We start from the raw sequence: 23,956 nt of genomic DNA, 5'->3' as shown, positions 1-23,956 counted from the left end.
ATGTCCAGCAAGGTACGCCTGACATGGCACTTTGTTCAAGAGCGAGTTTCCAGAGCCCGGCGAGTCCGTCGTACGGGGCAGTCGTACGGACGTCAGCGGCGTTCGAGGATGCGCAGGGAGCCCTCGATGCGGCGTTCGGTCCACCGGCCGGTCGCCAGCGCGCGCCGGTAGACGCGGTACGGCGCCTGGCCGCCGTCGGCCGGGTCGGGGAAGATGTCGTGGAACGCCAGGGCCCCGCCCGGCATCACGTGGTGCGCCCAGCCGTCATAGTCGGCCTGGGCCAGGTCCTCCGCGTGCCCGCCGTCGATGAACAGCATGCCGAGCGGCTTGCCCCACAGCGCCGAGGCCGTCTCCGACGTGCCGACGACCGCGACGACCCGGTCCTCCAGTCCGGCCGCGACGATCGTCCTGCGGAAGACCGGCAGCGTGTCCATGCGACCGGTGGCCGGGTCGACCAGGGTCTCGTCGTGGTACTCCCAGCCGGCCTGGTTCTCCTCCGAACCGTGATGGTGGTCGACGGTCACCACGACCGACCCGACCGCGCGCGCGGCGGCGCCGAGATAGATCGCGGACTTGCCGCAGTAGGTGCCGACCTCCAACACCGGGCCGCGCGCGCCGTACTCCAGCGCCGTCTCGTACAGCGCCAGCCCCTCGGCCGGCGGCATGAACCCCTTGGCCGCCTCGGCCGCCCGCCGCAGGTCGTCGGGCATCGGCGGTCGTGTCATCACGTCATCCACCTGCGCACTCTAACCAGGTTGCCGGAGAAGCCCGTTGTGACCGACGTCACCTGTTAGCGGGCTATCGCCCATGTAATCGTTTCCATATGCTGCCCGATGTAATCGTTACCACGCAGGGAGGTGAAATGGCGGGCATCAAGGACGTCGCCGCACACGCGGGAGTCTCGGTCGCCACCGTCTCCCGGGTGCTCAACGACAGTCCCAAGGTCAGCGAGGAGACACGCGCCAAGGTGCGGGCCTCCGTCGCGGCGCTGCGCTATCGGCCCAACGCGGTGGCGCGGTCGCTGCGGACCGAGGCCACCCACACCCTCGGACTGGTCATCGGGGACATTCTCAACCCGTTCTTCGCCGTGCTCGCCCGGTCCGTGGAGGACGAGGCGCGCGCGGCCGGCTACACCGTCGTCATCGGCAACGCCGACGAACGGCCCGAGCGGCAGGACCACTACGTCCGCACGCTGCTCGAACAGCGCGTCGACGGCCTCCTCATCTGCCCGACCGCCGAGGTCACCCCGCTCGTCGAGGACTGCGTCGCCGCGGGCGGCCCGCTCGTCTTCCTCGACCGCACGCTGCCCGGCCTGGACGTGCCGTCCGTACGGGTCGACGGGACGAGCGCCATCCACGAGCTGATCCGGCACCTGCGCGACCTCGGCCACCGCCGGATCGCGTTCATCTCCGGGCCCGGGCTGCTGTCCACCGGTCGTGAGCGCGCCCAGGCGTACGAGGACGCGATGCGCGCGAACGGCCTGGAGATCCGGGACGAGTACATGGAGGCCGGCGACTTCCAAGCGGCGAGCGGCCAGGCCATCGCCGCGCGCTTCCTCGACCTGCCCGAGCCACCTGAGGTGATCTTCGCGGGCGACAACCTCATGGCGCTCGGGGCGCTGGATGAGATCCGGGCGCGCGGGATGCGGATACCGGACGACGTGGCGCTCGCCTCGTTCGACGACGTCGCCTGGTTCGTCCACGTGGACCCGCCGATCACCGCGATCGCCCAGCCCGCCGACGAGCTCGGCCGCCGCGCCGTACGGGCCCTGCTCGAACGCGTCGAGGAGCCCGTCGTGCTCCCGGCCCGCCTCGTCAAACGCCGATCGTGCGGAGAGACATGAACGAGATCCTCAGCGTCCACGGCCTGCGCAAACGGTTCCCCGGAGTGGTCGCGCTCGACGGCGTGGACTTCGACCTGCGCCCGGGCGAGGTGCACGTGCTCCTCGGCGAGAACGGGGCCGGTAAGAGCACGCTGATCAAGATGCTGTCCGGCGCGCATCACCCGGACGAGGGCACCATCCTCGTCGACGGGAGACCGGAGCGGATCCGCACCGCCGAGGACGCCCAGCGGCTCGGCATCGCCACGATCTACCAGGAGTTCAACCTGGTGCCCCAGCTCACCGTGGCCGAGAACCTCCTGCTCGGCCGTCCGCCCCGGCGCTTCGGGTTCGTGAACCGGAAGGCGCTGCACGAGCGGGCCCGCGTGCTGCTGGACCGGGTGGGGCTCGACGTCGACCCGGCCCGTCCCGTCGCGAGTCTCGGCATCGCCCGCATGCAGATGGTCGAGATCGCCAAGGCGCTCGCCCTCGACGCCCGCGTGCTCATCATGGACGAGCCGACCGCCGTGCTCACCACGACCGAGGTCGAGCAGCTCTTCGCGATCGTCCGCCGGCTCCGCGACCGGGGCGTGGCGATCGTGTTCATCACGCACCACCTGGAGGAGATCGCCGAGATCGGCGACCGGGTCACGGTGCTGCGCGACGGCAGGTCGGTGGGCGAGGTCCCGGCCGACACGCCGCGCGAGGAACTCGTACGGCTGATGGTCGGCCGTTCGATCGACCAGCAGTATCCGCGCGAGCCGTCCGACGCGGGCGCTCCCCTCCTGGAGGTGCGCGGCCTGACCCGCCATGGCGTGTTCGAGGACGTGTCCTTCGAGGTGCGCGCCGGCGAGGTGGTCGGCCTGGCCGGTCTGGTCGGCGCGGGCCGTACGGAGGTGGCTCGGGCGATCTTCGGCGCGGACGGGTACGACGCGGGCAGCGTCCTGGTCGACGGCCGTCCGCTCCCCCGCCACGACGTCGGCGCGGCGATGGAGGCCGGGCTCGGTCTGGTGCCGGAGGACCGCAAGGGCCAGGGCCTCGTTCTGGGCGCCGACGTGCGGGAGAACCTCGGGCTCGTCACGTTGCGCCGCGCCAGCCACGGCGGGTTCGTCGACCGCGCCGGCCAGGAGCGTGCCGCGGCGGACATGGCCGCCCGGCTGGGCGTGCGGATGGGCGGGCTCGGCCAGGAGGTCCGCACGCTGTCCGGCGGCAACCAGCAGAAGGTCGTCATCGGCAAGTGGCTGCTCGCCGAGGCGAACGTCCTGATCCTCGACGAGCCGACGCGCGGTATCGACGTCGGCGCCAAGGTCGAGATCTACCAGCTCATCAACTCTCTCACCGCCGCCGGGCGCGCGGTCCTGATGATCTCCAGCGACCTCCCCGAGGTGCTGGGCATGAGCGACCGCGTGCTGGTCATGGCGCGCGGCAGGATCGCCGGCGAACTCAGCGCCGGCGAGGCGACACAGGACTCGGTGATGGCGCTCGCCGTCGCCGAGATCGAGGAGGCGGTATGACCACGGCGATCGCGCGGCTGCGCCAAGGCGGGCTGCTCGGCGAGAACGGATCGCTGGCCGGACTGATCGTGCTGGTCGTGGCCCTGACTCTGCTCTCCGGTGACTTCCTCACCGTGACGAACCTGCTCAACGTCGGCGTGCAGGCGGCCGTCACCGCGATCCTGGCGTTCGGCTCGACGTTCGTCATCATCACGGCCGGCATCGACCTGTCCGTCGGGGCGGTGGCCGCGCTGTCGGCCGTGGTCCTCGCCTGGACCGCGACCAGCCACGGCGTGCCCTGGCCGGTCGCGCTGCTCGTCGCGCTCGTCGCCGGGGTCGTCTGCGGCCTGGTCAACGGGCTGCTCATCACGTACGGGCGGCTGCCTCCGTTCATCGCGACCCTCGCCATGCAGGGCGTCGCACGCGGGCTCGGGCTCGTCATCTCCCAGGGCAGCCCGATCCCGCTGCCCGGCTCGGTGGCGCACCTCGGCGACACCATCGGCAGCTACCTGCCCGTCCCGGTGATCGTCATGGTCGCGATGGGCCTGATCACGGCCGTCGTGCTCGGCCGGACGTACGCCGGGCGCACGATGTACGCGATCGGCGGCAACGAGGAGGCCGCGCGGCTGTCCGGGATCAAGGTCACCCGGCAGAAGATCGTCACGTACGCGCTGGCGGGCGGCTTCGCCGCGGTGGCCGGGATCGTGCTGGCCAGCCGGCTCGCCTCGGCCCAGCCGCAGGCCGCGCTCGGCTACGAGCTGGACGCGATCGCCGCGGTGGTGATCGGCGGCGCCAGCCTCTCCGGCGGCAAGGGCCGTGCCCTCGGCACGCTCGTCGGCGCCCTCATCCTCGCGGTGCTGCGAAACGGACTGAACCTGCTGTCCGTCTCCGCGTTCTGGCAGCAGGTCGTGATCGGCGTCGTCATCGCCCTCGCGGTCCTGCTCGACACGCTCCGCCGCCGTCAGGCGAGCTGAAACATCAATCGGAGGTATCTCGTCATGCGCATCACCAAGCCGGCCGCGGTCGCCGCGGCGGCGGCCACGCTCGCCCTCGGCCTCGCGGCCTGCCGGGGCGGTTCCTCGGGCGGCGACATCAAGATCGGAATGTCGGTGTCCACGCTGAACAACCCGTACTTCGTGCAGTTCCGCCAGGGCGCGGAGGCGGAGGCGAAGAAGGAGGGCGTCAAGCTCACCGTCACCGACGCCCAGAACGACGCCTCCCAGCAGGTCAACCAGGTGCAGAACTTCACCGGTCAGAGCATGAAGGCGATCATCCTCAACCCGGTCGACTCCGACGCCGCCGCGCCGGCGGTCAAGGCCGCCGACCGGTCCAAGATCCCGGTCATCGCCGCCGACCGCGGTGTGAACGGCGCGACCGTCGCCCAGACCGTGGCCTCCGACAACGTCGCCGGCGGGCGGCTGGCCGCCCAGCAGCTCGGCAAGGCGCTCGGCGGCGAGGGCAAGGTCGGCGTGCTCCAGGGCACGGCGGGCACCTCGGCCGCCCGCGACCGGCAGCAGGGCTTCGCCGAGGGCATCAAGGCCTTCCCCGGCATCCAGGTCGTCGCCCAGCAGCCCGCCGACTTCGACCGGGCCAAAGGACTGGACGTGCTGACCAACATGGTGCAGGCCAACCCGGGCATCACCGGGGTGTTCGCCGCCAACGACGAGATGGCGCTCGGCGGCATCAAGGGACTCGGCGCGAAGGCCGGCAAGCAGATCAAGGTGGTCGGTTTCGACGGCACGCCCGACGGGCTCAAGGCGGTCCAGGCCGGCACGCTCGCCGCGGACGTCGCGCAGCAGCCGAGGCTCCTCGGCCAGCTCGCCGTGCAGGCCGCGGTGAAGGCCGCCAAGGGTGACAAGGTGCCGGCGACCGTGGCCGTCCCGGTGAAGGTGGCCGACAAGAGCAACGTCACCCAGTTCACCGGCGGCGCCTGATGGCCGGGCGCGCCTACGACGTGGTGGTGGCCGGGTCGGTCAACGTCGACCTCGTGGTCGGTGTGGAGCGGCGGCCGGGCGCCGGCGAGACCGTGCTCGGCTCCGACCTGGCCACCCACCCCGGCGGCAAGGGCGCCAACCAGGCCGTGGCGGCGGCGCGGCTGGGCGGCCGCGTCGCGTTCCTCGGCCGCGCCGGCACCGACGGCAACGGCGACCTCGTACGGGAGACGCTGCGCCGCGACGGCGTGGACACCGCGCACCTGACCACCACGCCGGCCCCGAACGGCGTCGCGCTGATCACCGTCGACCCGTCGGGCGACAACAGCATCATCGTCTCGCCGGGCGCGAACGCGAAGGTCACCGAGGAGGACGTCGCGGCGGCGCGGTCGCTGTTCGCGGACGCCTCCGTGGTGTCGCTGCAACTGGAGATCCCGCTCGCCGCCGTCGTGGCCGCCGCCCGTACCGCCGACGAGGAGGGCGCGCGGGTGGTCTTCAACCTGTCGCCGGCCGCCGACGTGCCGGACGAGCTCATCGCCCGGTGCGACCCGCTCGTCGTCAACGAGCACGAGGCGGAGTTCCTCGGCGACACGCGGCCGGCCGGGCTGCTCGCCCGGGGGGCGCGGTCCGTCGTCATCACGCGCGGCGCGGACGGGGCGGTCGTGGCCGACGCGAACGGGGTCACCGAGGTGCCCAGCCCGCGGGTGGACGTCGTGGACACGACCGGCGCGGGCGACGCGTTCACCGGCGCGCTGTGCCTGCGGCTCGCCCGCGGCGACGACCTGGCCACCGCCGCACGGTTCGCCGCACGGGTCGGCGCCGCGGCGGTGCGGAAGGCGGGCGCGCAGAGCTCGTTCCCCGCGCCGGAGGATCTGAAGGAGCTGTAGGCGTTGAAGCGTGCCGGAATCCTCAACGGCGCCCTGGCCGGGGCGCTCGCCCGCCTCGGCCACACCGACCAGGTGCTCGTCTGCGACAGCGGCATGCCGCTCCCCCGCGACGCGGACGTCGTGGACCTGGCGTTCCTGCCGGGCATCCCGTCGTTCGCCGAGGTACTCGACGGGCTGCTGGCGGAGCTGACGGTCGAGGGCGCGATCGCGGCGCAGGAGGTGGAGGCGGGCAACCCCGAGTGCCACGCGTTCCTGGACGACCGGCTGCCGGCGCTGACCTTCGTGCCGCACGACGAGCTGAAGCTGCTCGCGCACGCGGTGAAGCTGGTCGTGCGCACCGGCGAGGCGACGCCGTACGCGAACGTGATCGTGCGGTGCGGCGTGGCCTTCTGATCGCTTCACGTCTTGCCGCCCCAGACTGGAACGTGTTCTACTTCTGGGCGTGAGTCAGCGCTCCCGTATCGCCATGACCGACGACGAGGTCGCGGCGTTCATCGAGGCCAACCCCAAGTTCCAGCTCGCCACGATCAACCGGGACGGCACTCCGCACCTGGTGACGATGTTCTCCGGGCTGGTGGAGGGCAAGATCGCATTCTGGACGTACCGGAAGTCGCGCAAGGCGCACAACCTCGCGCGCGATCCCCGCGTCACCTGCCTGGTCGAGGAGGGCACGGACTACTTCGAGCTGCGCGGCCTGATGCTGTACGGAACCGCGCGGGTCCTGACAGAGCAGAACGACGTTCGGTATGTTGGCTCCCAAGTGGTCCGCAGGATGATGGGCCTCGATGACGACGACGCGATCGCCTCCATCGTGGGGGAGACCGCGGCCAAGCGGCACGCCTACATCGTCGAGCCGACCGGTGTGGCCTCCTGGGACCACCGCAAGCTCACATGAAGGGAAGCAGCGTCATGGAAGTACGGGTGGACCCGCTGGTCTGCGAGGCCAACGGCGTGTGCGTCGGGCTCGTCCCCGAGGTCTTCGACCTCGATGACGACGACGAACTCCACATCACCCAGCCGTCGCCCCCGGCCGACCTGGCCGACCGCGTGCGGCACGCCGTACGGTCCTGCCCCAAGGCCGCGCTGGCCACCGACGAGGACTGAACCCCTCGATCATCGGCCGGTCTCCGGGGCCGGCCCCGTCCTGGAGGTGTGTGAGGTGCGAGCCGCGGTCATCCAAGGCGCCGGTGTCAAAGAGGTCGAGCTGCGCGACGACGCGTCGACCGTGGGGCCGGACCCCGCCGAGGTCAAGGTCAGGATCAAGGCGACCGGGGTCTGCCACTCCGACCTGTCGATCCTCAGCGGCACCCTGCCGAACAGCTATCCGGCGGTGGTCGGCCACGAGGCGGCCGGCGAGGTCATCGAGGTCGGCGAGCACGTCACGAACGTCGCGCCCGGCGACCACGTCGTCATCAGCTGGACCCCGGCCTGCGGCCTGTGCCCCGACTGCGTCGCCGGGCGGCCCTTCCTCTGCGTGAAGTACATCATCGAGGGCTACACCAAGCCGCGGTTCCGCGTCGGCGACGACACACCGGCGTACGGCATGGCGGGCTGCGGCACGTGGGCCGAGGAGATGGTGGTGCCGTGGGAGGCCTGCATCAAGGTCGCCGACGACGTGCCGTACGAGTACGCCGCGCTGCTCGGCTGCGGCATCTCCACCGGGGTCGGCGCGGTCATCAACACCGCCCAGGTGCGGCCCGGCACCGCGGTCGCGGTCGTCGGTTGCGGCGGCGTCGGCCTGTCGGTCATCCAGGGCGCCAGGGCGGCGGGCGCGGCGTCCATCCTCGCGATCGACCCGCTGGAGTCCAAGCACGAGATCGCCAAGAGGTTCGGCGCGACGCACACCGCCACGCCGGACGGGGCGGACGAGTTGCGGAACCTCCTCACCGGCGGCCAGGGCTTCGACTACGCCTTCGAGGTGGTGGGCCGGAGCGCGACGATCCGCGCCGCCTGGCAGCTCGCCCGGCGCGGCGGCGACGTGATCGTGGTCGGCGCCGGCGCGGCCGACGACAATGTGCAGTTCAACGCGTTCGAGCTGCTCTTCGACGGCAAGAACCTGCGGTCGTCGCTGTACGGAGGCTCCGACCTGCGCCGCGACGTTCCGCGGTTCGTGGACCTGTGGCGGGCGGGCAAGCTCGATCTGGAGAGCCTGATCACGCGGCGGATCCGTTTCGAGGACCTCAACGACGCGATCGCGACGCTCGAACGCGGCGACGCGATCCGCCAGGTCGTCCTGTTCGACTGACAGACACCCCGTACGGGACCGTCGGCGACGGAAACGAGGAGGGCGGCCGGCGTGCGCTGCCGAGCCGCCGGCCGCCCCTTCGCGACACCCGCTGCTCCGCACGAGAGGCGGCCGGGTGTCTCGCCGTTACGAGCGCTCCGAACCGGGAACGCCCGATCATCCGCATGCGGTGACCTGCCTGTTACATCGCTTCGCACGGTACCGGTGCTACACGGCAGCCGCCGCATTATCGGGCAAAAGTTTTGAATGCCATCCATCGGGCATCTGGCGAGCGTTCAAACAAGCCCAAGGAGGTCCCAATGCGGATACGGGGCGGAATCAGCTTTGTCGGCCTGATCTATATATTGATTGGCATCTTCGTGGCCTGGGACCACGACTACATCACCCTCGGCCTGCTGAAGCGGGTGTTCAGCGCGCTGCTCGCGATCTTCCTGTGGTTCCTCGTCCTCCTCGGCGTGAATCTCAACGTCCACTGAATCCCCACGTCAACCGGCCAGACATCCCCCGGCTTCGCGGTCGCTCCGATCAAGGAATGCGACCGCGAAGTCCATTTCCGGCCTCGATTTTTCAGGGCGTCGGCGTGCGCCAGAGCGTGGGCCCGTCGGTGCGCTGGTCGCCGGTGAAGCCGACCGCCAGGAGATTCGCCCCCAGGACCGTCAGGCCGTCGAGCTCCTGGACGCCCGGTCCGTCGAGCCCGAGACCGTGCGGCCGTGTGGCGCGCCACGTCCGGCCGTCCGCCGAGGACCATGTCGCGACGTCCGATCCGGCCGTGCCGGCGAGCACGAACCCGCGCGACGTGGCGGTGGCCGCCGTGACGCGGGCGCCCGGCGCCGCCCCGGGCAGCGCCGTCGGCTGCCAGGTGCGCCCGCCGTCGGTGGAGACCGACGCGAAGGCGTACGCCCCGGCCACCCCGGTGGCCACGAGCACCGCGCCCCGCGCCACCACCTTCGTCAGCGAGCCCTGCGTGGTGCCGTTCGGCAGCGCGGGCGCCGCCGTCGACAGGGTCCACCGCCGGCCGTCCGGTGAGGTCCACAGCGCGGGCTGCGACACCTTGTTCTTCGTCTGGCCGCCGACCGCCACGAAGCCGTTCGGCCCGGCGGCCACGTCGCTCATCCACTTCGGCGCGTCGCGGTCGCCGGTCAGGTCGCCCTTGCCCGCACTCGCGCCATGGGTCCAGGTCTTCAGGTCCGCCGAGGTCCACGCGGCGGCGCTCGTGCCGCCCTGGGTGCCGACGACCACGTACGCCGAGCCGCTCGCCGCCGCCGCGGACGGCACCAGGTCACCGCCGAGCGTCCGGCCCTGCGCCGGCTGCCAGGTGACGGTGTCGCCCGACGTCAGCACCAGCGGGTGCGAGCCGGTGCCGCCGACGGCGAGCCAGCCCGGCCCGCCGTGGACCGCGTCGACGAGCCGCTGCTGACCGGTGTCCTTGGACGCCGGAAGCTTGGCGCGCGTCCACGTGGCGGCGTCCGCCGAGGTCCACAGCGCCGCGCGGCCGTTCGTGCTGCCGACCGCGACGACCCGGCCCGCGTCGGCCACGACGCCGTCGACCGTGCGCTCCGGGTGCACCGCGTCGGGGATCGCGGCCAGGTTGACGTCGCCCACGCCCGCCATCGTCAGGTACGCGCCGCCGTCGTCGCTCCGCCCGGACACGACCGGGCCCTGCGGGGTGAGCGCGGCGCCGGTGAGCGTACGGCCGCCCGCCAGGTCGCCCACGTGGCGCCAGGTCTTGGCGTCGCCGCTGGTCATGACGGCGGTCTTTCCGCCCTTGACGGGCACGAGGACCGTCAGGCCGTTGTCGGTGCCGCGCACCAGGCCGATCCGGGAGTACCCGGTGACCGCGAGAGTGCCGGCCGCCGCCCAGTTCTCGCCGTCCGCGGAGCCGAAGAACGCGCCGTACGCGGTGGTCTTCTTCTTCCTCTTGCGGCCGCTCGTGCGCGAGGCCTCCCGCGCGGCGAAGAAGCCGGTCTGGGTGGCGACGACGCCCACGACGTCACCGGACGAGCCCTGGCCCTGCGGGACCGTGAGCCGCGCCCAGGTGCGGCCGCCGTCGGGCGACCGCCAGAACGCCTCGCTCTCCGCGGTGCGGTGCGTCTTGCGCCGCTTCCCCCTGACCCGGCGGGTGACGGTCTTGGTGGTGCGCACCCGGCCGTGCGCCACGACGACGTCGCCGTGCGCCGCGACGTCCGACAGGCTCACGGCGGTGCCGCCGGACGGCGGCTGGAACCGGTCGCCGCCGAGCCGCGTCCACGTGGCGCCGTCGGCGGAGGTCCAGATCACGGCCTGCGTGCCGCCGTGGACGGTGGCGGTGCCCACGGCGACGAACCCCGAGGCCGTACGGGCCAGCCGCCGGACCTGGTCGCCCGGGCCGAAGGCGCCGGCCGGCGGCCGGCGCGTCCAGGTGCGCGCGTCGGTGCTCGTCCATCCGACGACGGCGTCACGGGTGGTGCCCAGCGCGGCCCACTTGCCGTTGCCGCCGGCGAGCAGCCCGGGGTACTCCCCCTGCGGCGGATCGCCGCCGTCGGCCGCGCGCACCTTCGCCAGCTTCCACGTGCGGCCGCCGTCGGCCGAGGTCAGGAACTGCGCCCGCGAGTAGACACCGCCCTGCTCGGAGCCGAACGCCACGGTCGTGGTGCCGCCGGACGCCACGCCGTCCAGCGTGTGCACCCGGCCGCCGGTGGCCGCCGCAGGATCGAGCGCGAACAGCCGGTCGGCCGCGACCGCGGGTGTGCCGCCGTCCTGCTTCTTTCCGCCGCCGCCCCTGCCGAACAGCAGGTACGCCCCACCGCCGACGACCAGCACGGCCACGACGCCGACGGCGATCGCCCGCAGCGGAAGCCCCTGCCCGGAGGGAAGGCGCCGGCGCCGCTTCGAGGGCGTCCACGGCTCCGCGTCGGCGGACGCGGCGTCACCCGGACCGATGGTCGGACCTGTGGTCGGACCTGTGGCCGGACCGGTGGCCGGAACGGCCGGCTCGGCCGGCGGGCGCGGCTGCGGCACCGGCGCCGGATAGTGCGGGGCCGTGGGCGGCGCGGCGGGCGCGGGAGCGCTCGCCGCCGGGCGGGGGGGCCGCGGCTTGGTCTCGGCGCGGCTCCAGTCGATGCCCGCCTGGTGCCACACGGCGTTCGACCGCTGCCAGGGCGAGGTGTTCGGCATGCCGCGCAGGCGCGAGCTCTCGAGGGCGTCGGCGGCCTCGGCCAGCCGCTCGGTGATCCGGCGGCGCTCGTTCCGGCCGCTCGGCGGCGGCCCCGCGGCGGGCCCGGATCGCTCCGAGGCGGCACCACCGCCGAAGAAGTCCCCAGGGGAGGAAGCGCCGTTGCCGGTCGTGCTCACGCTGACCCTCTCGTTGAAACGTCCCGTGCAGAGGACCATCAAACCCTGCTTCGGCGCGCGATGAGGGCGGTAAGGGCGCATGTCCGGCACCCATTTACGGCCGGTCCGTTCGCGGGCGCACTCACCCGCGGAGCCGCGGCAGCACCTCCGCACCCAGACGACGGATGTTCTCCCTGGTCAACGCCGGATCACCGGTGCCATCGGCCATGAGGACGAAGTGGTCGACGCCCGTACGCTCCGCGGTCGCCGTCAGTGTCGCGACGCAGTCGTCCGCGGTGCCGACCGGATGGATCCGGCACAGCAGCGCGGCGTACTCCTCCGGATCGCGGGGCCGGCGCGGACGGCCGTCGACCGGGACGTACCCGGCCAGGCCCGGCCCGAGCCAGCGCGGCATCGCCGTCCGCAGCGCCCGCTGCGCCTCGGCGCGCGTGTCCGCGACATGGGCGACGCCGGCCGCCAGGTGACCGGGTCTCGCCGGGCCGTACCGGGCGTAGTGCTCGACCATGGCGCGCTTGTCCTCGTCGCCGGCGTGCATGCCCAGCAGCATCGGCAGCCCGCGCCGCGCGGCCAGCTCGGCCGTCGCGGCGGAGGTGCAGGCCACGACGACGGGCGGTCCGGTGAGCGGGCGCGGCACGACGGGCACCTCGCGGAACGGGAAGGTCGCGGTGCCCGCGACCCGCTCCTCGGTCAGCGCGGCGAGCAGCAGGTCCAGGCTCTCGGCGAAACCGGACTCGTACCGCGCCAGCCCGGTGCCGAAGACCTCCAGGTCCACCCAGGGGCCGCCGCGCCCGACCCCGAGCCGGAACCGTCCCCGGCCGACCTGGTCGAGCAGCGCGGCCTGCTCGGCGAGGGCCACCGGGTGCTGGTTGGACAGCACGCTGACGGCGGTGCCGACCGCGATCCGGCTCGTGCGCCCCAGGACGTACGCGGCGAGGGTCACCGCCGAGGGACAGACGCCGTAGGACATGAAGTGGTGCTCGGCGAACCAGACGCCGTCGAACCCGGCCCGCTCGGCCTCGACGGCCGCCTCGACCGTACGGGCGAGCACCTCGGCGTGCGACTGGCCGGGGAACTGCGCCGCCGGCAGGAAGAGCCCGATTCGCATCGGCGGATCAGCCGCGGACGTAGACGCGCGTGCCGATCGGCAGCAGCTTCGCCACGATCGTCGACGTGCTCATCGGCACCCGTACGCAGCCGTGGGACGCCGGCCGCAGCGGCACCGAGGGCTCGCCGTGGATGGCGTACCCGCCGTCGAAGTAGTTGGCCTTGTAGAGCGTGCCCAGCGGCGAGGTCTCCCAGCCGGCGGCCTTGCGGTACACCCGGAAGTTTCCGCGCGGCGTGTGCGCGAACCCGGTGTGCCCCTGGGAGGAGTAGTACTGCTCCGACCCGGAGGAGATGTGGCTCGTCAGCACGAGGCGGCCGTTCTTGTAGACGTAGAGGAGCTGGTGCTTGACGTCGACCTCGGCCCGGTCGCCGGCGCCGCGCGGCACGAGCGGCTTGGGCGTCCGCGGCGCCGCGAACGCGCTCCAGAACCGCGCGCTCGTCCGCGACGCGGGCTTGATGTGGTTGACCTTCTGGAACGCCCAGACGGCGAAACTCGTCGCCGGCCCCCACCTCCCGTCGGCGGCGCCGGGGTCGTAGCCGAGGTCCACGAGCCGCTGCTGGAGCGCCTTCACCTCCGCGCCGTGGTCGCCCCGGTGGAGCTTCGGCCCGGCGGCGCCGGCAGGCGGGATCCGGGTCGTGGCCGGGCCGCCGTCCACGGTGGTGTTCCGCGCCGGAGCGCTCCGCGCGGGCGCCTTGGGGGCGGCCTTCGCCGCGGCCCTGGGAGCGGCCTTGGGGGCGGCTTTGGGGGCGGCCTTGGGGGTGGTGGAGACGTGGGTGGCCTGACCGGCGATCGCCGCGACCAGCAGTAACGCCGAGCCGGTCCCGGTGAGGACGACCGCGCTCAAGCGGATGCGCATCGGCTTCACTCCCAGGAGTCGAGAGGGATCGTCCTTCCCCTGCGTCCCCGCTGCCGCGCGCTTTACTCCTGCCGGCCCGTCGCTTGACGCGCGACAGGGGTCAGCGGCGGGGCATCGTACGGGTCTCGACGAGCCCCTTGTAGGCGAGCGCGCGTACGTACACGAGCGGCGCGTCGGCGGGCAGGTCACCGCTCCAGTCCTCGTCGCGGGTGGCGCCGAAGCCGTTCACCTCGACCCGGACGCCCGGCGGCACGATGATCTCGATGTCGGACTTGTAGGCGACCGCGCGGATCACGGTGACCGGCTCGGTGAGCTCGGCGGCCCGCAGGTCGATCACCCCGCTGCCCTTGTAGACGATCGCACGGAAGGTGCCCGGCACCCGCCAGCGGCCCGCGTACCGCACGCTGTTCTTGTACGCGACCGCGTTACGGCCCGGCTTGGGCATCCGGGCGGGCGCCGGGGCGGCCGGAGGCGCCGCGACCGGCGCGGTGGTGGCCGGCAGATCGGTGAGCAGCGCGTCGAGGTCGCCGTGCGTGCGCGCGGCCAGCGCGGCGCGCATGCGCTCGTCGAACTCCGCGTCGGCCAGGCGACCCTCGGCGAAGGCGACCTGCAGCCGCTGGACGGTCGCGTCCCGCTCCTGGTCGGAGGCGCGCATGCTCGACGCGGGGATGCTCGGCGCGGGCGGGCTAGGCGTGGGCGGGCTCGCCTCGCGGTACGGCTCCATCGATGAATCCCCCTTCATGGCCGCAAAACGAGATGTATCTTAAACCCAGTTCTCTCTAAAGGCGAGACCTTGCCCGGTGGGCGACTCGCCGGACCAGCGCGCCGGGCGCCGGCCGTACGGCCGTTAGGTTGGGCGTGTGCTGCTACTCACGACGCTCGACGCCTGGCGCGCCGAGCCGGACCAGCCGTTCCGCGACGAGTCCGCCGCCTACTCCCCCGAGGAGGACGCGGTCGCGCTGGCCAACGACGCCTTCCCCGGCGGTCAGGTGATCGCGCTGGTCGTTCCCTTCTCCCGCGTGCCGCTGCCCGGTGCGGTCAACCGGTCCACGGTCGAGGAGGTGCGGTACGCCCGGCGCGACCCGAGCGGCCGGGTGACCGGCTTCCACGCCCGTCCCCCGGTGGCCGAGGCGCTGGACCTGCTGCCGCATCCGGAGGGCGGCTGGTTCCGCGAGACGTGGCGGACCGCGGCCCGCCTCCAGGCCCACGGCGGTGAGCGCGACACCGCCACCGGCATCTACTTCCTGCTCGGCGTCGGCGACGAGTCGATGTGGCACGTCGTCCGCTCCGACGAGCTGTGGCTGTGGCACCGCGGAGGCCCGCTGGAGCTGACGACACGCGGCGACGCGCCGACCGAGGAGAACACCGTCCTGCTCGGCCCGGACCTGGAGCGCGGCCAGGTGCCGCAGGCGCTGGTGCCGGGCGGCGTCTGGCAGTCCGCCCGGCCGGCGGCCGGGCAGGAGGTGCTGGTGAGCTGCGTCGTCTCCCCCGGCTTCGACCCGGCCGACTTCAGCGTCTGAGCCGGCGACCGGGCCCGTACCGCCGGCTCTCCGCCGTGGCCCGGCGTCGCGGAACCCCGCGTGGCGTCCGCTCGGCCCCGCGCCCGGACGGGCCGGAACGCTCAGCGGTTGCGGAAGTGCGGCTCGCGCTTGGCCATCGTGGCCGCGAGCCCCTCGGCCAGGTCCTCGGTGAGGAAGGCCATGGTCTGCGTACGGTTCTCCACCGCGAGGTGACTGCGCAGCCCCGAGGTGTCGAGGGACAGGTTCAGCAGCTCCTTGGTGTGCCGCAGCCCGAAGGGCGAGCGTTTCAGCAGGTCGGCGGCGAGTTCGAGGGCGGCGTCGAGGTCGGCTCCCTCATCGGCCCGCGTGGCGAGCAGGCCGAGGTCGTACGCCTCCGCGGCGGTGACCGAGCGGGCCCGGTAGAAGATCTCCGCGGCCCGTGAGGCACCGATCAACCGGGGCAGCAGCCAGGTGAGCCCGAGATCGCCCGCCGAGAACCCGAGCTTGAGGAACGGCGCGATAAAGGTCGCCGTCGGGTCGGCGACCCGCAGGTCGCAGGCCAGGGCGATGGACATGCCCATGCCGGCGACCGGGCCGTGCAGCGCGGCGATCACCGGCTGCGGGATGTCGCGCAGCCGGAGGATGAGCTCGCCGCTGCGCGCCATGCCCCGGTAGACCCGCGCGACCCGGCCCTCCTCGGCCTCCTCGCCGGAGCCGAGACCGTCGCCCCGGACGTCCATGCCGGCGGTGAAGGCCCGCCCGGCACCGGTCAGCACCACCACGCGGGTCTCGACGTCGGTGGCCAGCCGGTCCAGGATCGCGAGAAGCTCCTCGACCATCGCCGGCGTGACCGCGTTGAGCCGCTCGGGCCGGGCTAGGGTGACCACCGCCACCCCGTCCCGCCGCTCGAACGTGACCGCGCTCATGCGGCGATTCCCTCGGCACTCATCCGCGCCACTCACCGATAAGTTCGGAGGAGGCCCAGTTCTTCGAGGCCGGGAGGAAATCCGGCCCCCGAAAGAGCTGGCCCGACGAAGCCGGGCACTCCAGGCATGAAGCGTTCATAGCCGTCTTTCCATCCCGTTCTTCCGTTACTCGTTGCTGATCTTGGGGCACTGCGAGACTTTCGAACGTGCGTACGAGCTACAAGGTGCGGGCCTACCCCACCCAGGAGCAGGCGGCGATGTTGAACCGCACGTTCGGCTGCGTACGTCTGGTGTGGAACAAGGTTCTGGAATGGAGGAAGACTCGTTACCGCAGCCAGGGGCTCAGGACCTCCTATGCCCAGACCAGCCGATATCTGACTGAGTTGAAGCGCGATCCGGACCTGGGGTTTTTGTCCGAGGTTTCCTGCGTGCCGCTCCAGCAGGGGCTGCGGCATCAGCACGCGGCGTTCGTGAACTTTTTTGCAGGTCGTGCCCGTCATCCCAGATACAAGTCGCGGCAGCGCAAGCAGTCGGCGACCTTCACCCGGTCGGCGTTTCGCTGGCGGGAGGGCCGCCTTTATCTGGCCAAGATGATGGACACACCGCTGGAGGTCGTGTGGTCCTGGCCGGATGTCGATCCCGCGTCGATCGAGCCGACGTCGGTGACGGTCTCGCGTGAGCCGTGCGGACGCTGGTACGTCTCCCTCGCCGTCGAGGTCCCAGGCCCTGAACAGGCGCCCCCGACCGGCGCGGTCGTCGGGGTGGACCTGGGCATCAAGGACTTCGCGGTCACCTCCGACGGAGGCAAGATCGCCAATGCCCGCCGCCTGGCCAAACGAGAACGTAACCTGGCCCGCTACCAGCGGCGCATGGCACGCAAGCAACCCGGATCGAACAACCGGGCTAAGGCAAGGGCGAAGGTGGCCCGCGCGCACCGCAAGGTCACCGCGTCCCGCACGGACTTCCTGCACAAGACCAGTGCCCGCCTGGTCCGCGACCACGACGTCATCGTGATCGAAGACCTGAACATCAAGGGCATGATCCGTAACCGGCGGCTCGCCAAAGCCATCTCCGACTGCGGATGGGGAGAGTTCCGCCGCCAACTGAAGTACAAAGCAGCCAGGCACGGTCGCCATCTGATCGTGATCGACCGCTGGTACCCCAGCTCCAAAACCTGCTCGACGTGCGGACACCTGCTCGTCGAACTCCCGCTTTCCACCCGGGCGTGGCGTTGTCCGTCCTGCCGTACCCTGCACGACAGGGACATCAACGCGGCAAAGAACATTCTGGCGGCAGGTCTTGCCGTGTCGGCCTGTGGAGGTGACGTCAGACACCCGGGGCCCCCTCGGGCGCAGTCGCCACAGAAACAGGAACCCCAGCCCGCGAGGGCCGGGATCCCCGTCCTTCAGCTTCAGGGCCGGGAATAGTCAATTGATCGCGTTGAAGACGGCCATGGTCTGCTCGCCGATGTCCTTGGCCAGCAGGTACGGCTCGACCTCGTTGATCTGCTGCCAGTTGTCGCGCACGTCCTCGACGCTGAGTCCGCCCTGCTTGGTGAAGCCCGGCCCCTCGGCCACGAAGACGCGGGCCACCCGTCCGCCGCCCACGCTGTAGGTCTCGCCGGTCGACTCGTTGGTCTCGTGCGCGAGCCAGGCCACGACCGGAGTGACGAGCTCGACGCTCAGCTTCTCCTTGTACTCCGGCGGGAACAGCTCCTCGGTCATGCGGGTCCAGGCGATCGGAGCGATCGCGTTGACCTTGATGTTGTACTTGGCGCCCTCGGCCGCCAGCGTCTTGGTCAGCCCGACGAGCCCCATCTTGGCCGAGGAGTAGTTGGCCTGCCCGAAGTTGCCGAACAGCCCGGCCGGCGAGGTGGTCATGACGACGCGGCCGTACGCCTGCTCGCGCAGGTGCGGCCACGCGGCGTGGGTGACGAGGAACGACCCGCGCAGGTGCACGGCGAGGACCTGGTCGAACTCCTCCGGCACCATGTTCTTGAAGGACTTGTCCCGCAGGATGCCGGCGTTGTTGACGACGATGTCCACCTTGCCGAACGCGTCGAGCGCGGTCCGTACGATCGCCTCGGCGCCCTCGGGGGTCGCGACGTTGTCGGTGCTGGCGACCGCCTCGCCGCCGTTCTTCTTGATCTCCTCGACCACGGCGGCCGCCGGCCCGGCGGAGGAGCCGCTGCCATGGAGCGAGCCGCCGAGGTCGTTGACGACGACCTTCGCGCCCCGCGCGGCCAGCTCGAGCGCGTGCTGCCGGCCGAGCCCCTGCCCGGCCCCGGTGACGATCGCCACCCGTCCGTCGAACCGCAGTTCCGCCATGTCCACATCCTCCTCGCGACGCGTTACCGACTCCGTGTGTATCAAACCGAATCCGACTCGGACGGTCCAGGCGGACGCCCCGCCGGCGGTGACTCCGGAGGAGGAAGACCAGAAAGGGGTCAGTCGTCGTGCTGGTGCTCGCGCAGGTCCTCGCGCAGGTCGGGGACCGACACCGGCTCCGGGGCGGTCTCGGTCTCCTGGGCCTCCTTCTTCCGGCGGCGGTACAGCCAGACGCCGAGCGCGATCACGACGATCACCGCGACCACGACCGCGAGGACCCGGCCGGCCCACTGGGCGACCTGCTCGAACGCCGTTCCGGCCAGGTAGCCGCCCATCGTGAAGCCGATGCCCCAGGTGATGCCGCCGAGGGCGTTGAAGACCAGGAACCGGCCGTACGGCATCCGCGCGCTCCCCGCGAGCGCGGGCATGATCGCGCGAAGGAGGGCGGTGAAGCGGCCGATGAAGACGGCGAAGGCGCCACGCCGGCGCAGCAGGTCCTGTGCGCTGCCGAGGCGGTCGCGGTGCTTGCGCAGCGCGCGGGTGTCGAGCAGCCGGTCGCCGAACTTGCGCCCGATCTCGTACCCCACCGAGTCGCCCACGACGGCGGCGCCCACGATCACGACGAGCAGGATGGGCAGCGAGACCCGGTGCTGGCTGGCGAGCACGCCCGCGATGACGATCGCGGTCTCCCCAGGGAAAACGAACCCGAAGAAAAGGGCGGCTTCGGCGAACACCAGCGCGGCGACCACCCCGTAGATGATCGGGCCGTGCAGGTGGAGCAGAGCGTCAGTGATATGACCCACGGGCGATCAGCGTCCCGTTTCCGGCGTCTCCATGACGATTATCGTATGAGCAGGTCGGCACCGGCGGATCGCTCTAAGGTCGCAGATTCCCGTCAATCGGAGGGACTACATGGCGAACATCGTGAGCGCCGAGCTGAAGAACGGCCGATTCGTCCGGCAGGCGAACCGGTTCACCGCCCGCATCGGCACCGATGAAGAGCTCCCCGTCGAGGCCGGCCGCTACCAACTCTACGCCTCGCTCGCGTGCCCCTGGGCGCACCGTTCACTGATCGTCCGCAGGCTGCTCGGGCTCGAGGATGTGATCGGAGTCACGATCGTCGACCCGATCCGCGACGAACGCGGCTGGCGCTTCACCCTGTCGCCGGACGGCCGCGATCCCGTGACCGGCGCGCGGTTCCTGGCCGAGCTCTACACCGCCACCGACCCCTCGTACGAGGGGCGGCACACCGTGCCGTGCGTCTGGGACACCGTGGGCGGCCGGCTCGTCACCAACGACTATCCCCAGATCACGCTGACGCTCGAGTCGGCCTTCGAGCCCTTCCACCGGCCCGGCGCGCCCGAGCTGTACCCGCAGGAGCTGCGCGCCGAGATCGACGCGGTGAACGACGAGGTCTTCCACAACGTCAACAACGGCGTCTACAAGGCGGGCATGGCGCAGACCCAGGAGGCGTACGAAGAGGCGTTCGACGCGCTCTTCACCACTCTCGACCGCCTGGAGGCCCGCCTCGACGGCCACGACTACCTGGTCGGTGACCGGCTGACCGAGGCCGACGTACGCCTGTACCCCACGCTGGCGCGCTTCGACGCCGTCTACCACGGGCACTTCAAGTGCAACCTGCGGCGGATCGTCGACTATCCGCGCCTGTGGGCGTACGCCCGCCGGCTCTACGCCATTCCCGCGTTCGGCGAGACCACCGACTTCGACCACATCAAGCGTCATTACTACGAGACACAACGGCACCTGAACCCGTACGGCATCGTGGCCAAGGGCCCGGCGATCTCATGGACGTGATCGTTCTCCGCGCGCCGGAGTACGGTCGGAGAATGGACGAGTTCGCACTCCGCCTGAACCGGCGGCTCGGCTCCGAGGGCGGCCTGGTCTGGTCTCCCTACTCCGTCGCGTCGGCGCTGGCGCTCGCGGCGGCCGGCGCGCGCGGCCGCACGTACGACGAGCTGGCCGGCGCCCTGGGCGGGGCGCCGGGCGAGCTGGGCCTCGCGGAGGCCGCGGCGCTCGACGACGCCGAGATCGCGGTGGCCGACACGCTGTGGCTGCGCGAGGGCGTCCCCGTCGAGGAGGAGTACGAACGCGCGACCGGCGCGGCGCTGCACAGCGCCGACTTCGCCGGCGACCCCGAGGCCGCCCGCCGGGCGATCAACGCGGAGGTCGCCAAGACGACGCGCGAACTCATCCGCGACCTGCTGCCGGCCGGCGCCGTCGACCCCGGCACGGTCGCGGTCCTCGTGAACGCGCTGTACCTCAAGGCCGCCTGGCGGATCCCCTTCTCCCGCAGCGACACGGTCCCGGTGCCCTTCTACGGCCCCGGCGGGCGACGGCGGGTGCCGATGATGCGCCGCACCGGCCGCATGCCCTACGCGGAGGCCGGCGGCTGGCGGATGGTCACGCTCACGGCCGGGGGTGGCGTGGTCGCGGACGTGCTGCTCGGGCCCGAGGACGGCCCGCCGGCGCCGGAGTCGCTCCGCCCGCTGTACGACGCGGCGCAGCCGGTCAAGGTCGAGTTGGCCGTGCCGAAGTTCCGGGTCGAGAGCGGAGCGAGCCTGACCGAGCCGCTCGGCGCCCTGGGCGTACGGACCGCCTTCACCGACGACGCCGACTTCTCCGGCATGACACCCGCGCCCGTGCGGATCGACCGGGTCGAGCACAAGGCCGTGCTCGAGGTGGACGAGCAGGGCCTGGAGGGGGCTGCGGCCACCGCGGCCGTGATGGTGCCGGCGGGCATGGACCTGAGCCGTCCGGTGGAGTTCCGCGTCGACCGGCCGTTCCTCGTGGTCGTACGCCATCCGGCCAGCGGAGCCGTCTACTTCCTCGCCCGCGTCACCGAACCCTGATCACCGACCTCGGAAGTCCGAGCACTCCCCGCCCGCCCGGGGCCGACCCCACTTCCATTGTCAAGGCCGCGGCTCTGCCACGAGAAGGCCCTCAGAGCGCCCCGGCCCGCGACCGCTCTCAAAGGCAACCAGCTGGGCCCTCACCTGCCCGTTTGGTTGGATGCCGCCATGAGCGCAGGCACTCACCCGGAATCCGGTCTGACGAAGAGCATCTGGAGCGACGCCGACTTCGACGTGATGGGATGGCATGACGGCACCATCCACGGACTCTGCGTGCAGCCGGGTGCCTCCGACGACTCGTTGCCGCGCCTGCTCCTGGACATCGACTACATCGTCCGCTGGGTGCATCCGGTCGCACCGCAGACGCACTTTAGCTTCTGGATCGCGCCGTCCACGCTCGTGTTCGACGATGTCTGGGACGTCGAGGGCGACCTCGACTTCAAGGGGATGGCCTTGAGCCTCGACATCGACCACCTTCGACGCTCAGCCCCAGAGGACGGTCGCGGCGGCCCACAGTGGCACATCGAAGGTCACTTCTTCGACCTCAAGTTCCGGGCTACGGGATTCCACCAGTACCTACGGCAGGCGCCCCAGCACGCGGAGCGGCCTGTCCTCTCACACAGCGAGCGCGGAGGGATCTCGTTCGCGGAGATCGCCTTCGCCTGAAACCGGCCCACACGCCCACGCATCAGGCGCTCAGACTCGAACACGGCCTCAGAGCGGCTGTGGACAACCACGCGCAACCGGGACCTCACCGGAACGCGCGGCGGTAGGCGTTCGGGCTGAGGCCGGCCACGCGCTTGAACCGGTCGCGGAAGGCGGTCGGCGAGCCGAACCCGACCTGCGCGGCGATGCGGTCGACCGGATGCGTGGTGGTCTCCAGGAGGTGCTGCGCCCGCCGGATGCGGGCGCGGTGCAGCCACTGCAGCGGCGTCGTGCCGGTCTGCTCGCGGAAGCGCCGGTTGAGCGTGCGGGTGCTCATCCCGGCGTGGGCGGCGATCTCCTCGAGCGTGAGGTCGCGGCCGGAGTTGTCCTCCATCCAGCGCAGCACCGGCTCCAGCACCGAACCGCGCGGCGTGGGCGGCTGCTCGTGCACGATGAACTGCGCCTGCCCGCCCTCCCGCTCCAGCGCCATCACCGACAGCCGGGCCGCGTCGGCCGCGACGGCCGAGCCGTGGTCGCACCGGATCATGTACAGGCACAGGTCGAGGCCTGCCGCGGCGCCGGCCGAGGTCAGGATCTGCCCGTCGTGCACGTACAGCACGTCCGGGTCGACCTTCACGGCCGGGTACCGCTCGGCCAGGTACCCGGCGGCGGCCCAGTGGGTCGTGGCGCGCCGCCCGTCCAGCAGCCCGGCCGCCGCGAGGGTGAAGGCGCCGGCGCAGATCGACGCGATCCGCGTGCCGGCCTCGGCCGCGCGCCGGAGCGCGGCGAGCACGTCGGGCGGTGGCGTGGCCGGTGCGGCGACGCCGGGCACGATGATCGTGTCCGCCTCCTCCAGCGCTTCCAGACCCCACGGCGCGCGGATCGTGAACGCTCCGGCGTCGACCTCCTCCGAGGGCGCACAGACCCGCAGGCGATAGGGCGACCTCCCGTCGGGCAGGCGCGTACGCCCGAAGGCCTCCAGGGGCGTGGTCAGGTCGAATCCGATCACCCCGTCGAGCGCGAGTACCGCGATCGTGTGCATGGCCGTAACGTACGCCACCGCCGATTTCCCGCCACCCATCCGTGACCGGCACCGCCCGCGCGCATCAGGGCGTCCGGTCGGCCGTCGTGGTGCGGCCACCTGCCGGGTACGCGTCCAGGTCCCGGTCTTGGCGAGAATCCGGTGGAGCATGGCACTTACGCCACTGTCGAGCCCGGGGGCCGGTCCGTAGCGTCGTGCCCGCGCCGCCGTACGCCGGCGGCGATCACACCGTTCCCCGCACGAAGGCACCCGCATCCGTGACCAAGATCCTTCTCATCGTCCACGTCCTGGCCGCCGTCCTCGCCGTCGGGCCGGTGGCCGTGGCGGCCAGCATGTTCCCCGCCGCGATCCGCCGGGCCTCCGCCCGGCCCGCCGAAGAGCCCGCCCTCGAACCCGCCCTCGGGGCCACCGCCGCCCCGGGCGACGACGGCCCGGCGATGGCCGGTGCGCGGCTCCTGCACCGCGTCTGCCGCGTGTACGCCGTCGCCGGCGTCGCCGTGCCGGTGTTCGGCCTCGCCACCGCCGGCGCCATGCACGTCACGGGCGACGCGTGGGTGATCGTCTCCATCGTCCTCACGGCGCTCGCGGCCGCCGTGCTCGCCCTGCTCGTCCTGCCCCGCCAGCAGGCGCTCCTCGCCGGCCCGCGGCCGCTCAGCGCCACCGAGCGCGGCCCGGCGCGGCTCGCCATGTACACCGGGCTGTTCAACATCCTGTGGGCGGCGGTCACCGTCCTGATGATCGTCCGGCCCGGGTCCAGCACCGGAGCGTGATCTGCGTCACCCGGCGGGCTCTCGCGGCCGAGCCCTCCACCGGAGGGCTCGCGGGGCCGTGAGCGGAGGATCCGGTCCGCGAACGGCGTTCGGCCAAAAGGACACGGCCATCGCGCCGCCCACCGAAAGCCTTTATCCGCGCCCGAATTCGAGCGGAATATCCCTATCCGTGGAAGCGCTATGCATGAGCGTGGCCTGTCCACATCGTGAG

At 72.0% G+C, this 23,956-nt stretch carries 25 protein-coding genes; 16 read left to right on the top strand and 9 right to left on the bottom strand.

Going from position 1 to position 23,956, the window contains the following annotated elements; translation table 11 throughout:
• Window positions 1–92: 92 nt before the first annotated feature.
• Window positions 93–710 (bottom strand): class I SAM-dependent methyltransferase, encoded by a 618-nt coding sequence (locus OG417_RS14975; protein WP_442875749.1) that lies wholly within the window; start codon window positions 708–710, stop codon window positions 93–95.
• Window positions 711–862: 152 nt separating this feature from the next.
• Here OG417_RS14975 and OG417_RS14970 point away from each other — a divergent pair, with 152 nt between their 5' ends.
• The 10 genes from OG417_RS14970 to OG417_RS14925 all read left to right on the top strand — a co-directional run bounded on the left by OG417_RS14970 (window position 863) and on the right by OG417_RS14925 (window position 8,851).
• Window positions 863–1,843 carry a LacI family DNA-binding transcriptional regulator gene (locus OG417_RS14970; protein ID WP_329255791.1) on the top strand — a complete coding sequence of 327 codons (981 nt, stop codon included), beginning with the start codon at window positions 863–865 and terminating at the stop codon, window positions 1,841–1,843.
• A complete protein-coding gene (locus tag OG417_RS14965) occupies window positions 1,840–3,333 on the top strand; it encodes a sugar ABC transporter ATP-binding protein (RefSeq protein ID WP_329255789.1) in 1,494 nt (497 codons plus the stop codon). The genes OG417_RS14970 and OG417_RS14965 overlap by 4 nt, the downstream gene beginning before the upstream one ends.
• Window positions 3,330–4,286 carry an ABC transporter permease gene (locus OG417_RS14960; protein ID WP_329255786.1) on the top strand — a complete coding sequence of 319 codons (957 nt, stop codon included), beginning with the start codon at window positions 3,330–3,332 and terminating at the stop codon, window positions 4,284–4,286. The genes OG417_RS14965 and OG417_RS14960 overlap by 4 nt, the downstream gene beginning before the upstream one ends.
• A gap of 24 nt (window positions 4,287–4,310) precedes the next feature.
• A complete protein-coding gene (locus OG417_RS14955; RefSeq protein WP_329255783.1) occupies window positions 4,311–5,246 on the top strand; it encodes a substrate-binding domain-containing protein in 936 nt (311 codons plus the stop codon).
• Window positions 5,246–6,130, top strand: a complete 885-nt coding sequence (locus OG417_RS14950; protein WP_329255781.1) for a ribokinase — start codon at window positions 5,246–5,248, stop codon at window positions 6,128–6,130. Before OG417_RS14955 ends, OG417_RS14950 begins: the two co-directional genes overlap by 1 nt.
• Before the next feature lie 3 nt (window positions 6,131–6,133).
• Entirely contained in the window at window positions 6,134–6,523 is a 390-nt protein-coding gene (gene rbsD, locus OG417_RS14945) for a D-ribose pyranase (RefSeq protein WP_329255779.1), read from the top strand.
• Between the two features lie 49 nt (window positions 6,524–6,572).
• Window positions 6,573–7,025, top strand: coding sequence for a pyridoxamine 5'-phosphate oxidase family protein (locus tag OG417_RS14940; RefSeq protein ID WP_329255777.1), 453 nt, complete (start codon window positions 6,573–6,575; stop codon window positions 7,023–7,025).
• Window positions 7,026–7,039: 14 nt separating this feature from the next.
• Window positions 7,040–7,234, top strand: a complete 195-nt coding sequence (locus tag OG417_RS14935) for a ferredoxin (protein ID WP_329255775.1) — start codon at window positions 7,040–7,042, stop codon at window positions 7,232–7,234.
• 55 nt (window positions 7,235–7,289) lie between these two features.
• Window positions 7,290–8,375 (top strand): Zn-dependent alcohol dehydrogenase, encoded by a 1,086-nt coding sequence (locus OG417_RS14930; protein ID WP_329255773.1) that lies wholly within the window; start codon window positions 7,290–7,292, stop codon window positions 8,373–8,375.
• A 299-nt stretch (window positions 8,376–8,674) separates the two neighbouring features.
• Entirely contained in the window at window positions 8,675–8,851 is a 177-nt protein-coding gene (locus tag OG417_RS14925) for a hypothetical protein (protein WP_329255771.1), read from the top strand.
• A gap of 91 nt (window positions 8,852–8,942) precedes the next feature.
• Here OG417_RS14925 and OG417_RS14920 read toward each other — a convergent pair whose 3' ends face one another.
• The 4 genes from OG417_RS14920 to OG417_RS14905 all read right to left on the bottom strand — a co-directional run bounded on the left by OG417_RS14920 (window position 8,943) and on the right by OG417_RS14905 (window position 14,408).
• Window positions 8,943–11,705, bottom strand: coding sequence for a sialidase family protein (locus tag OG417_RS14920; RefSeq protein ID WP_329255769.1), 2,763 nt, complete (start codon window positions 11,703–11,705; stop codon window positions 8,943–8,945).
• A gap of 121 nt (window positions 11,706–11,826) precedes the next feature.
• A complete protein-coding gene (locus OG417_RS14915) occupies window positions 11,827–12,810 on the bottom strand; it encodes an LLM class flavin-dependent oxidoreductase (RefSeq protein ID WP_329255767.1) in 984 nt (327 codons plus the stop codon).
• 7 nt (window positions 12,811–12,817) lie between these two features.
• Window positions 12,818–13,666 carry a L,D-transpeptidase family protein gene (locus OG417_RS14910; protein ID WP_329255765.1) on the bottom strand — a complete coding sequence of 283 codons (849 nt, stop codon included), beginning with the start codon at window positions 13,664–13,666 and terminating at the stop codon, window positions 12,818–12,820.
• A 100-nt stretch (window positions 13,667–13,766) separates the two neighbouring features.
• Window positions 13,767–14,408, bottom strand: coding sequence for a DUF1707 SHOCT-like domain-containing protein (locus OG417_RS14905; protein ID WP_329255763.1), 642 nt, complete (start codon window positions 14,406–14,408; stop codon window positions 13,767–13,769).
• Window positions 14,409–14,526: 118 nt separating this feature from the next.
• Here OG417_RS14905 and OG417_RS14900 point away from each other — a divergent pair, with 118 nt between their 5' ends.
• Window positions 14,527–15,186 (top strand): cupin domain-containing protein, encoded by a 660-nt coding sequence (locus OG417_RS14900; protein ID WP_329255761.1) that lies wholly within the window; start codon window positions 14,527–14,529, stop codon window positions 15,184–15,186.
• Between the two features lie 101 nt (window positions 15,187–15,287).
• Here the strand turns inward: OG417_RS14900 and OG417_RS14895 are convergent, their stop codons facing one another.
• Window positions 15,288–16,091 carry an enoyl-CoA hydratase/isomerase family protein gene (locus OG417_RS14895; RefSeq protein WP_329255759.1) on the bottom strand — a complete coding sequence of 268 codons (804 nt, stop codon included), beginning with the start codon at window positions 16,089–16,091 and terminating at the stop codon, window positions 15,288–15,290.
• 206 nt (window positions 16,092–16,297) lie between these two features.
• Between OG417_RS14895 and OG417_RS14890 the strand changes: the two genes are divergently transcribed.
• Window positions 16,298–17,518, top strand: coding sequence for an RNA-guided endonuclease InsQ/TnpB family protein (locus OG417_RS14890; RefSeq protein ID WP_329255757.1), 1,221 nt, complete (start codon window positions 16,298–16,300; stop codon window positions 17,516–17,518).
• Here the strand turns inward: OG417_RS14890 and OG417_RS14885 are convergent, their stop codons facing one another.
• Window positions 17,519–18,418: an SDR family oxidoreductase gene (locus OG417_RS14885; RefSeq protein WP_329255755.1), complete on the bottom strand. Its 900-nt coding sequence runs from the start codon at window positions 18,416–18,418 to the stop codon at window positions 17,519–17,521.
• Window positions 18,419–18,537: 119 nt separating this feature from the next.
• Window positions 18,538–19,221, bottom strand: a complete 684-nt coding sequence (locus OG417_RS14880; RefSeq protein ID WP_329255753.1) for a DedA family protein — start codon at window positions 19,219–19,221, stop codon at window positions 18,538–18,540.
• 109 nt (window positions 19,222–19,330) lie between these two features.
• Between OG417_RS14880 and OG417_RS14875 the strand changes: the two genes are divergently transcribed.
• The 3 genes from OG417_RS14875 (at window position 19,331) to OG417_RS14865 (ending at window position 21,954) form a co-directional block, all read left to right on the top strand.
• A complete protein-coding gene (locus OG417_RS14875) occupies window positions 19,331–20,233 on the top strand; it encodes a glutathione S-transferase family protein (RefSeq protein WP_329255751.1) in 903 nt (300 codons plus the stop codon).
• A gap of 32 nt (window positions 20,234–20,265) precedes the next feature.
• Complete coding sequence (locus OG417_RS14870; protein WP_329255750.1) at window positions 20,266–21,288, top strand: serpin family protein; 1,023 nt, start codon at window positions 20,266–20,268, stop codon at window positions 21,286–21,288.
• Window positions 21,289–21,444: 156 nt separating this feature from the next.
• A complete protein-coding gene (locus OG417_RS14865) occupies window positions 21,445–21,954 on the top strand; it encodes a hypothetical protein (protein ID WP_329255748.1) in 510 nt (169 codons plus the stop codon).
• An 85-nt stretch (window positions 21,955–22,039) separates the two neighbouring features.
• Here OG417_RS14865 and OG417_RS14860 read toward each other — a convergent pair whose 3' ends face one another.
• A complete protein-coding gene (locus OG417_RS14860; protein ID WP_329255746.1) occupies window positions 22,040–22,975 on the bottom strand; it encodes a GlxA family transcriptional regulator in 936 nt (311 codons plus the stop codon).
• 257 nt (window positions 22,976–23,232) lie between these two features.
• On the opposite strand from OG417_RS14860, the gene OG417_RS14855 reads away from it, so the two are divergent.
• Window positions 23,233–23,745 carry a hypothetical protein gene (locus OG417_RS14855; RefSeq protein WP_329255744.1) on the top strand — a complete coding sequence of 171 codons (513 nt, stop codon included), beginning with the start codon at window positions 23,233–23,235 and terminating at the stop codon, window positions 23,743–23,745.
• Window positions 23,746–23,956: the final 211 nt, after the last annotated feature.

This window comes from Actinoallomurus sp. NBC_01490 (assembly GCF_036227085.1).
Taxonomy (GTDB): Bacteria; Actinomycetota; Actinomycetes; order Streptosporangiales; family Streptosporangiaceae; genus Actinoallomurus; species Actinoallomurus oryzae.
Note: the sequence above shows the minus strand (reverse complement) of the source record. Positions and strands in the feature narration are given on the sequence as shown.

What these genes read in the sequence shown, in the direction of transcription:
- OG417_RS14975 (WP_442875749.1), bottom strand. Translation starts at nt 710, where the DNA reads ATGCCCGACGACCTGCGGCGGGCGGCCGAGGCGGCCAAGGGGTTCATG.
- OG417_RS14910 (WP_329255765.1), bottom strand. Translation starts at nt 13,666, where the DNA reads ATGCGCATCCGCTTGAGCGCGGTCGTCCTCACCGGGACCGGCTCGGCG.
- OG417_RS14955 (WP_329255783.1), top strand. Translation starts at nt 4,311, where the DNA reads ATGCGCATCACCAAGCCGGCCGCGGTCGCCGCGGCGGCGGCCACGCTC.
- OG417_RS14970 (WP_329255791.1), top strand. Translation starts at nt 863, where the DNA reads ATGGCGGGCATCAAGGACGTCGCCGCACACGCGGGAGTCTCGGTCGCC.
- OG417_RS14935 (WP_329255775.1), top strand. Translation starts at nt 7,040, where the DNA reads ATGGAAGTACGGGTGGACCCGCTGGTCTGCGAGGCCAACGGCGTGTGC.
- OG417_RS14885 (WP_329255755.1), bottom strand. Translation starts at nt 18,418, where the DNA reads ATGGCGGAACTGCGGTTCGACGGACGGGTGGCGATCGTCACCGGGGCC.
- OG417_RS14965 (WP_329255789.1), top strand. Translation starts at nt 1,840, where the DNA reads ATGAACGAGATCCTCAGCGTCCACGGCCTGCGCAAACGGTTCCCCGGA.
- OG417_RS14860 (WP_329255746.1), bottom strand. Translation starts at nt 22,975, where the DNA reads ATGCACACGATCGCGGTACTCGCGCTCGACGGGGTGATCGGATTCGAC.
- OG417_RS14870 (WP_329255750.1), top strand. Translation starts at nt 20,266, where the DNA reads ATGGACGAGTTCGCACTCCGCCTGAACCGGCGGCTCGGCTCCGAGGGC.
- OG417_RS14905 (WP_329255763.1), bottom strand. Translation starts at nt 14,408, where the DNA reads ATGAAGGGGGATTCATCGATGGAGCCGTACCGCGAGGCGAGCCCGCCC.
- OG417_RS14915 (WP_329255767.1), bottom strand. Translation starts at nt 12,810, where the DNA reads ATGCGAATCGGGCTCTTCCTGCCGGCGGCGCAGTTCCCCGGCCAGTCG.
- OG417_RS14895 (WP_329255759.1), bottom strand. Translation starts at nt 16,091, where the DNA reads ATGAGCGCGGTCACGTTCGAGCGGCGGGACGGGGTGGCGGTGGTCACC.
- OG417_RS14950 (WP_329255781.1), top strand. Translation starts at nt 5,246, where the DNA reads ATGGCCGGGCGCGCCTACGACGTGGTGGTGGCCGGGTCGGTCAACGTC.
- OG417_RS14875 (WP_329255751.1), top strand. Translation starts at nt 19,331, where the DNA reads ATGGCGAACATCGTGAGCGCCGAGCTGAAGAACGGCCGATTCGTCCGG.
- OG417_RS14960 (WP_329255786.1), top strand. Translation starts at nt 3,330, where the DNA reads ATGACCACGGCGATCGCGCGGCTGCGCCAAGGCGGGCTGCTCGGCGAG.
- OG417_RS14925 (WP_329255771.1), top strand. Translation starts at nt 8,675, where the DNA reads ATGCGGATACGGGGCGGAATCAGCTTTGTCGGCCTGATCTATATATTG.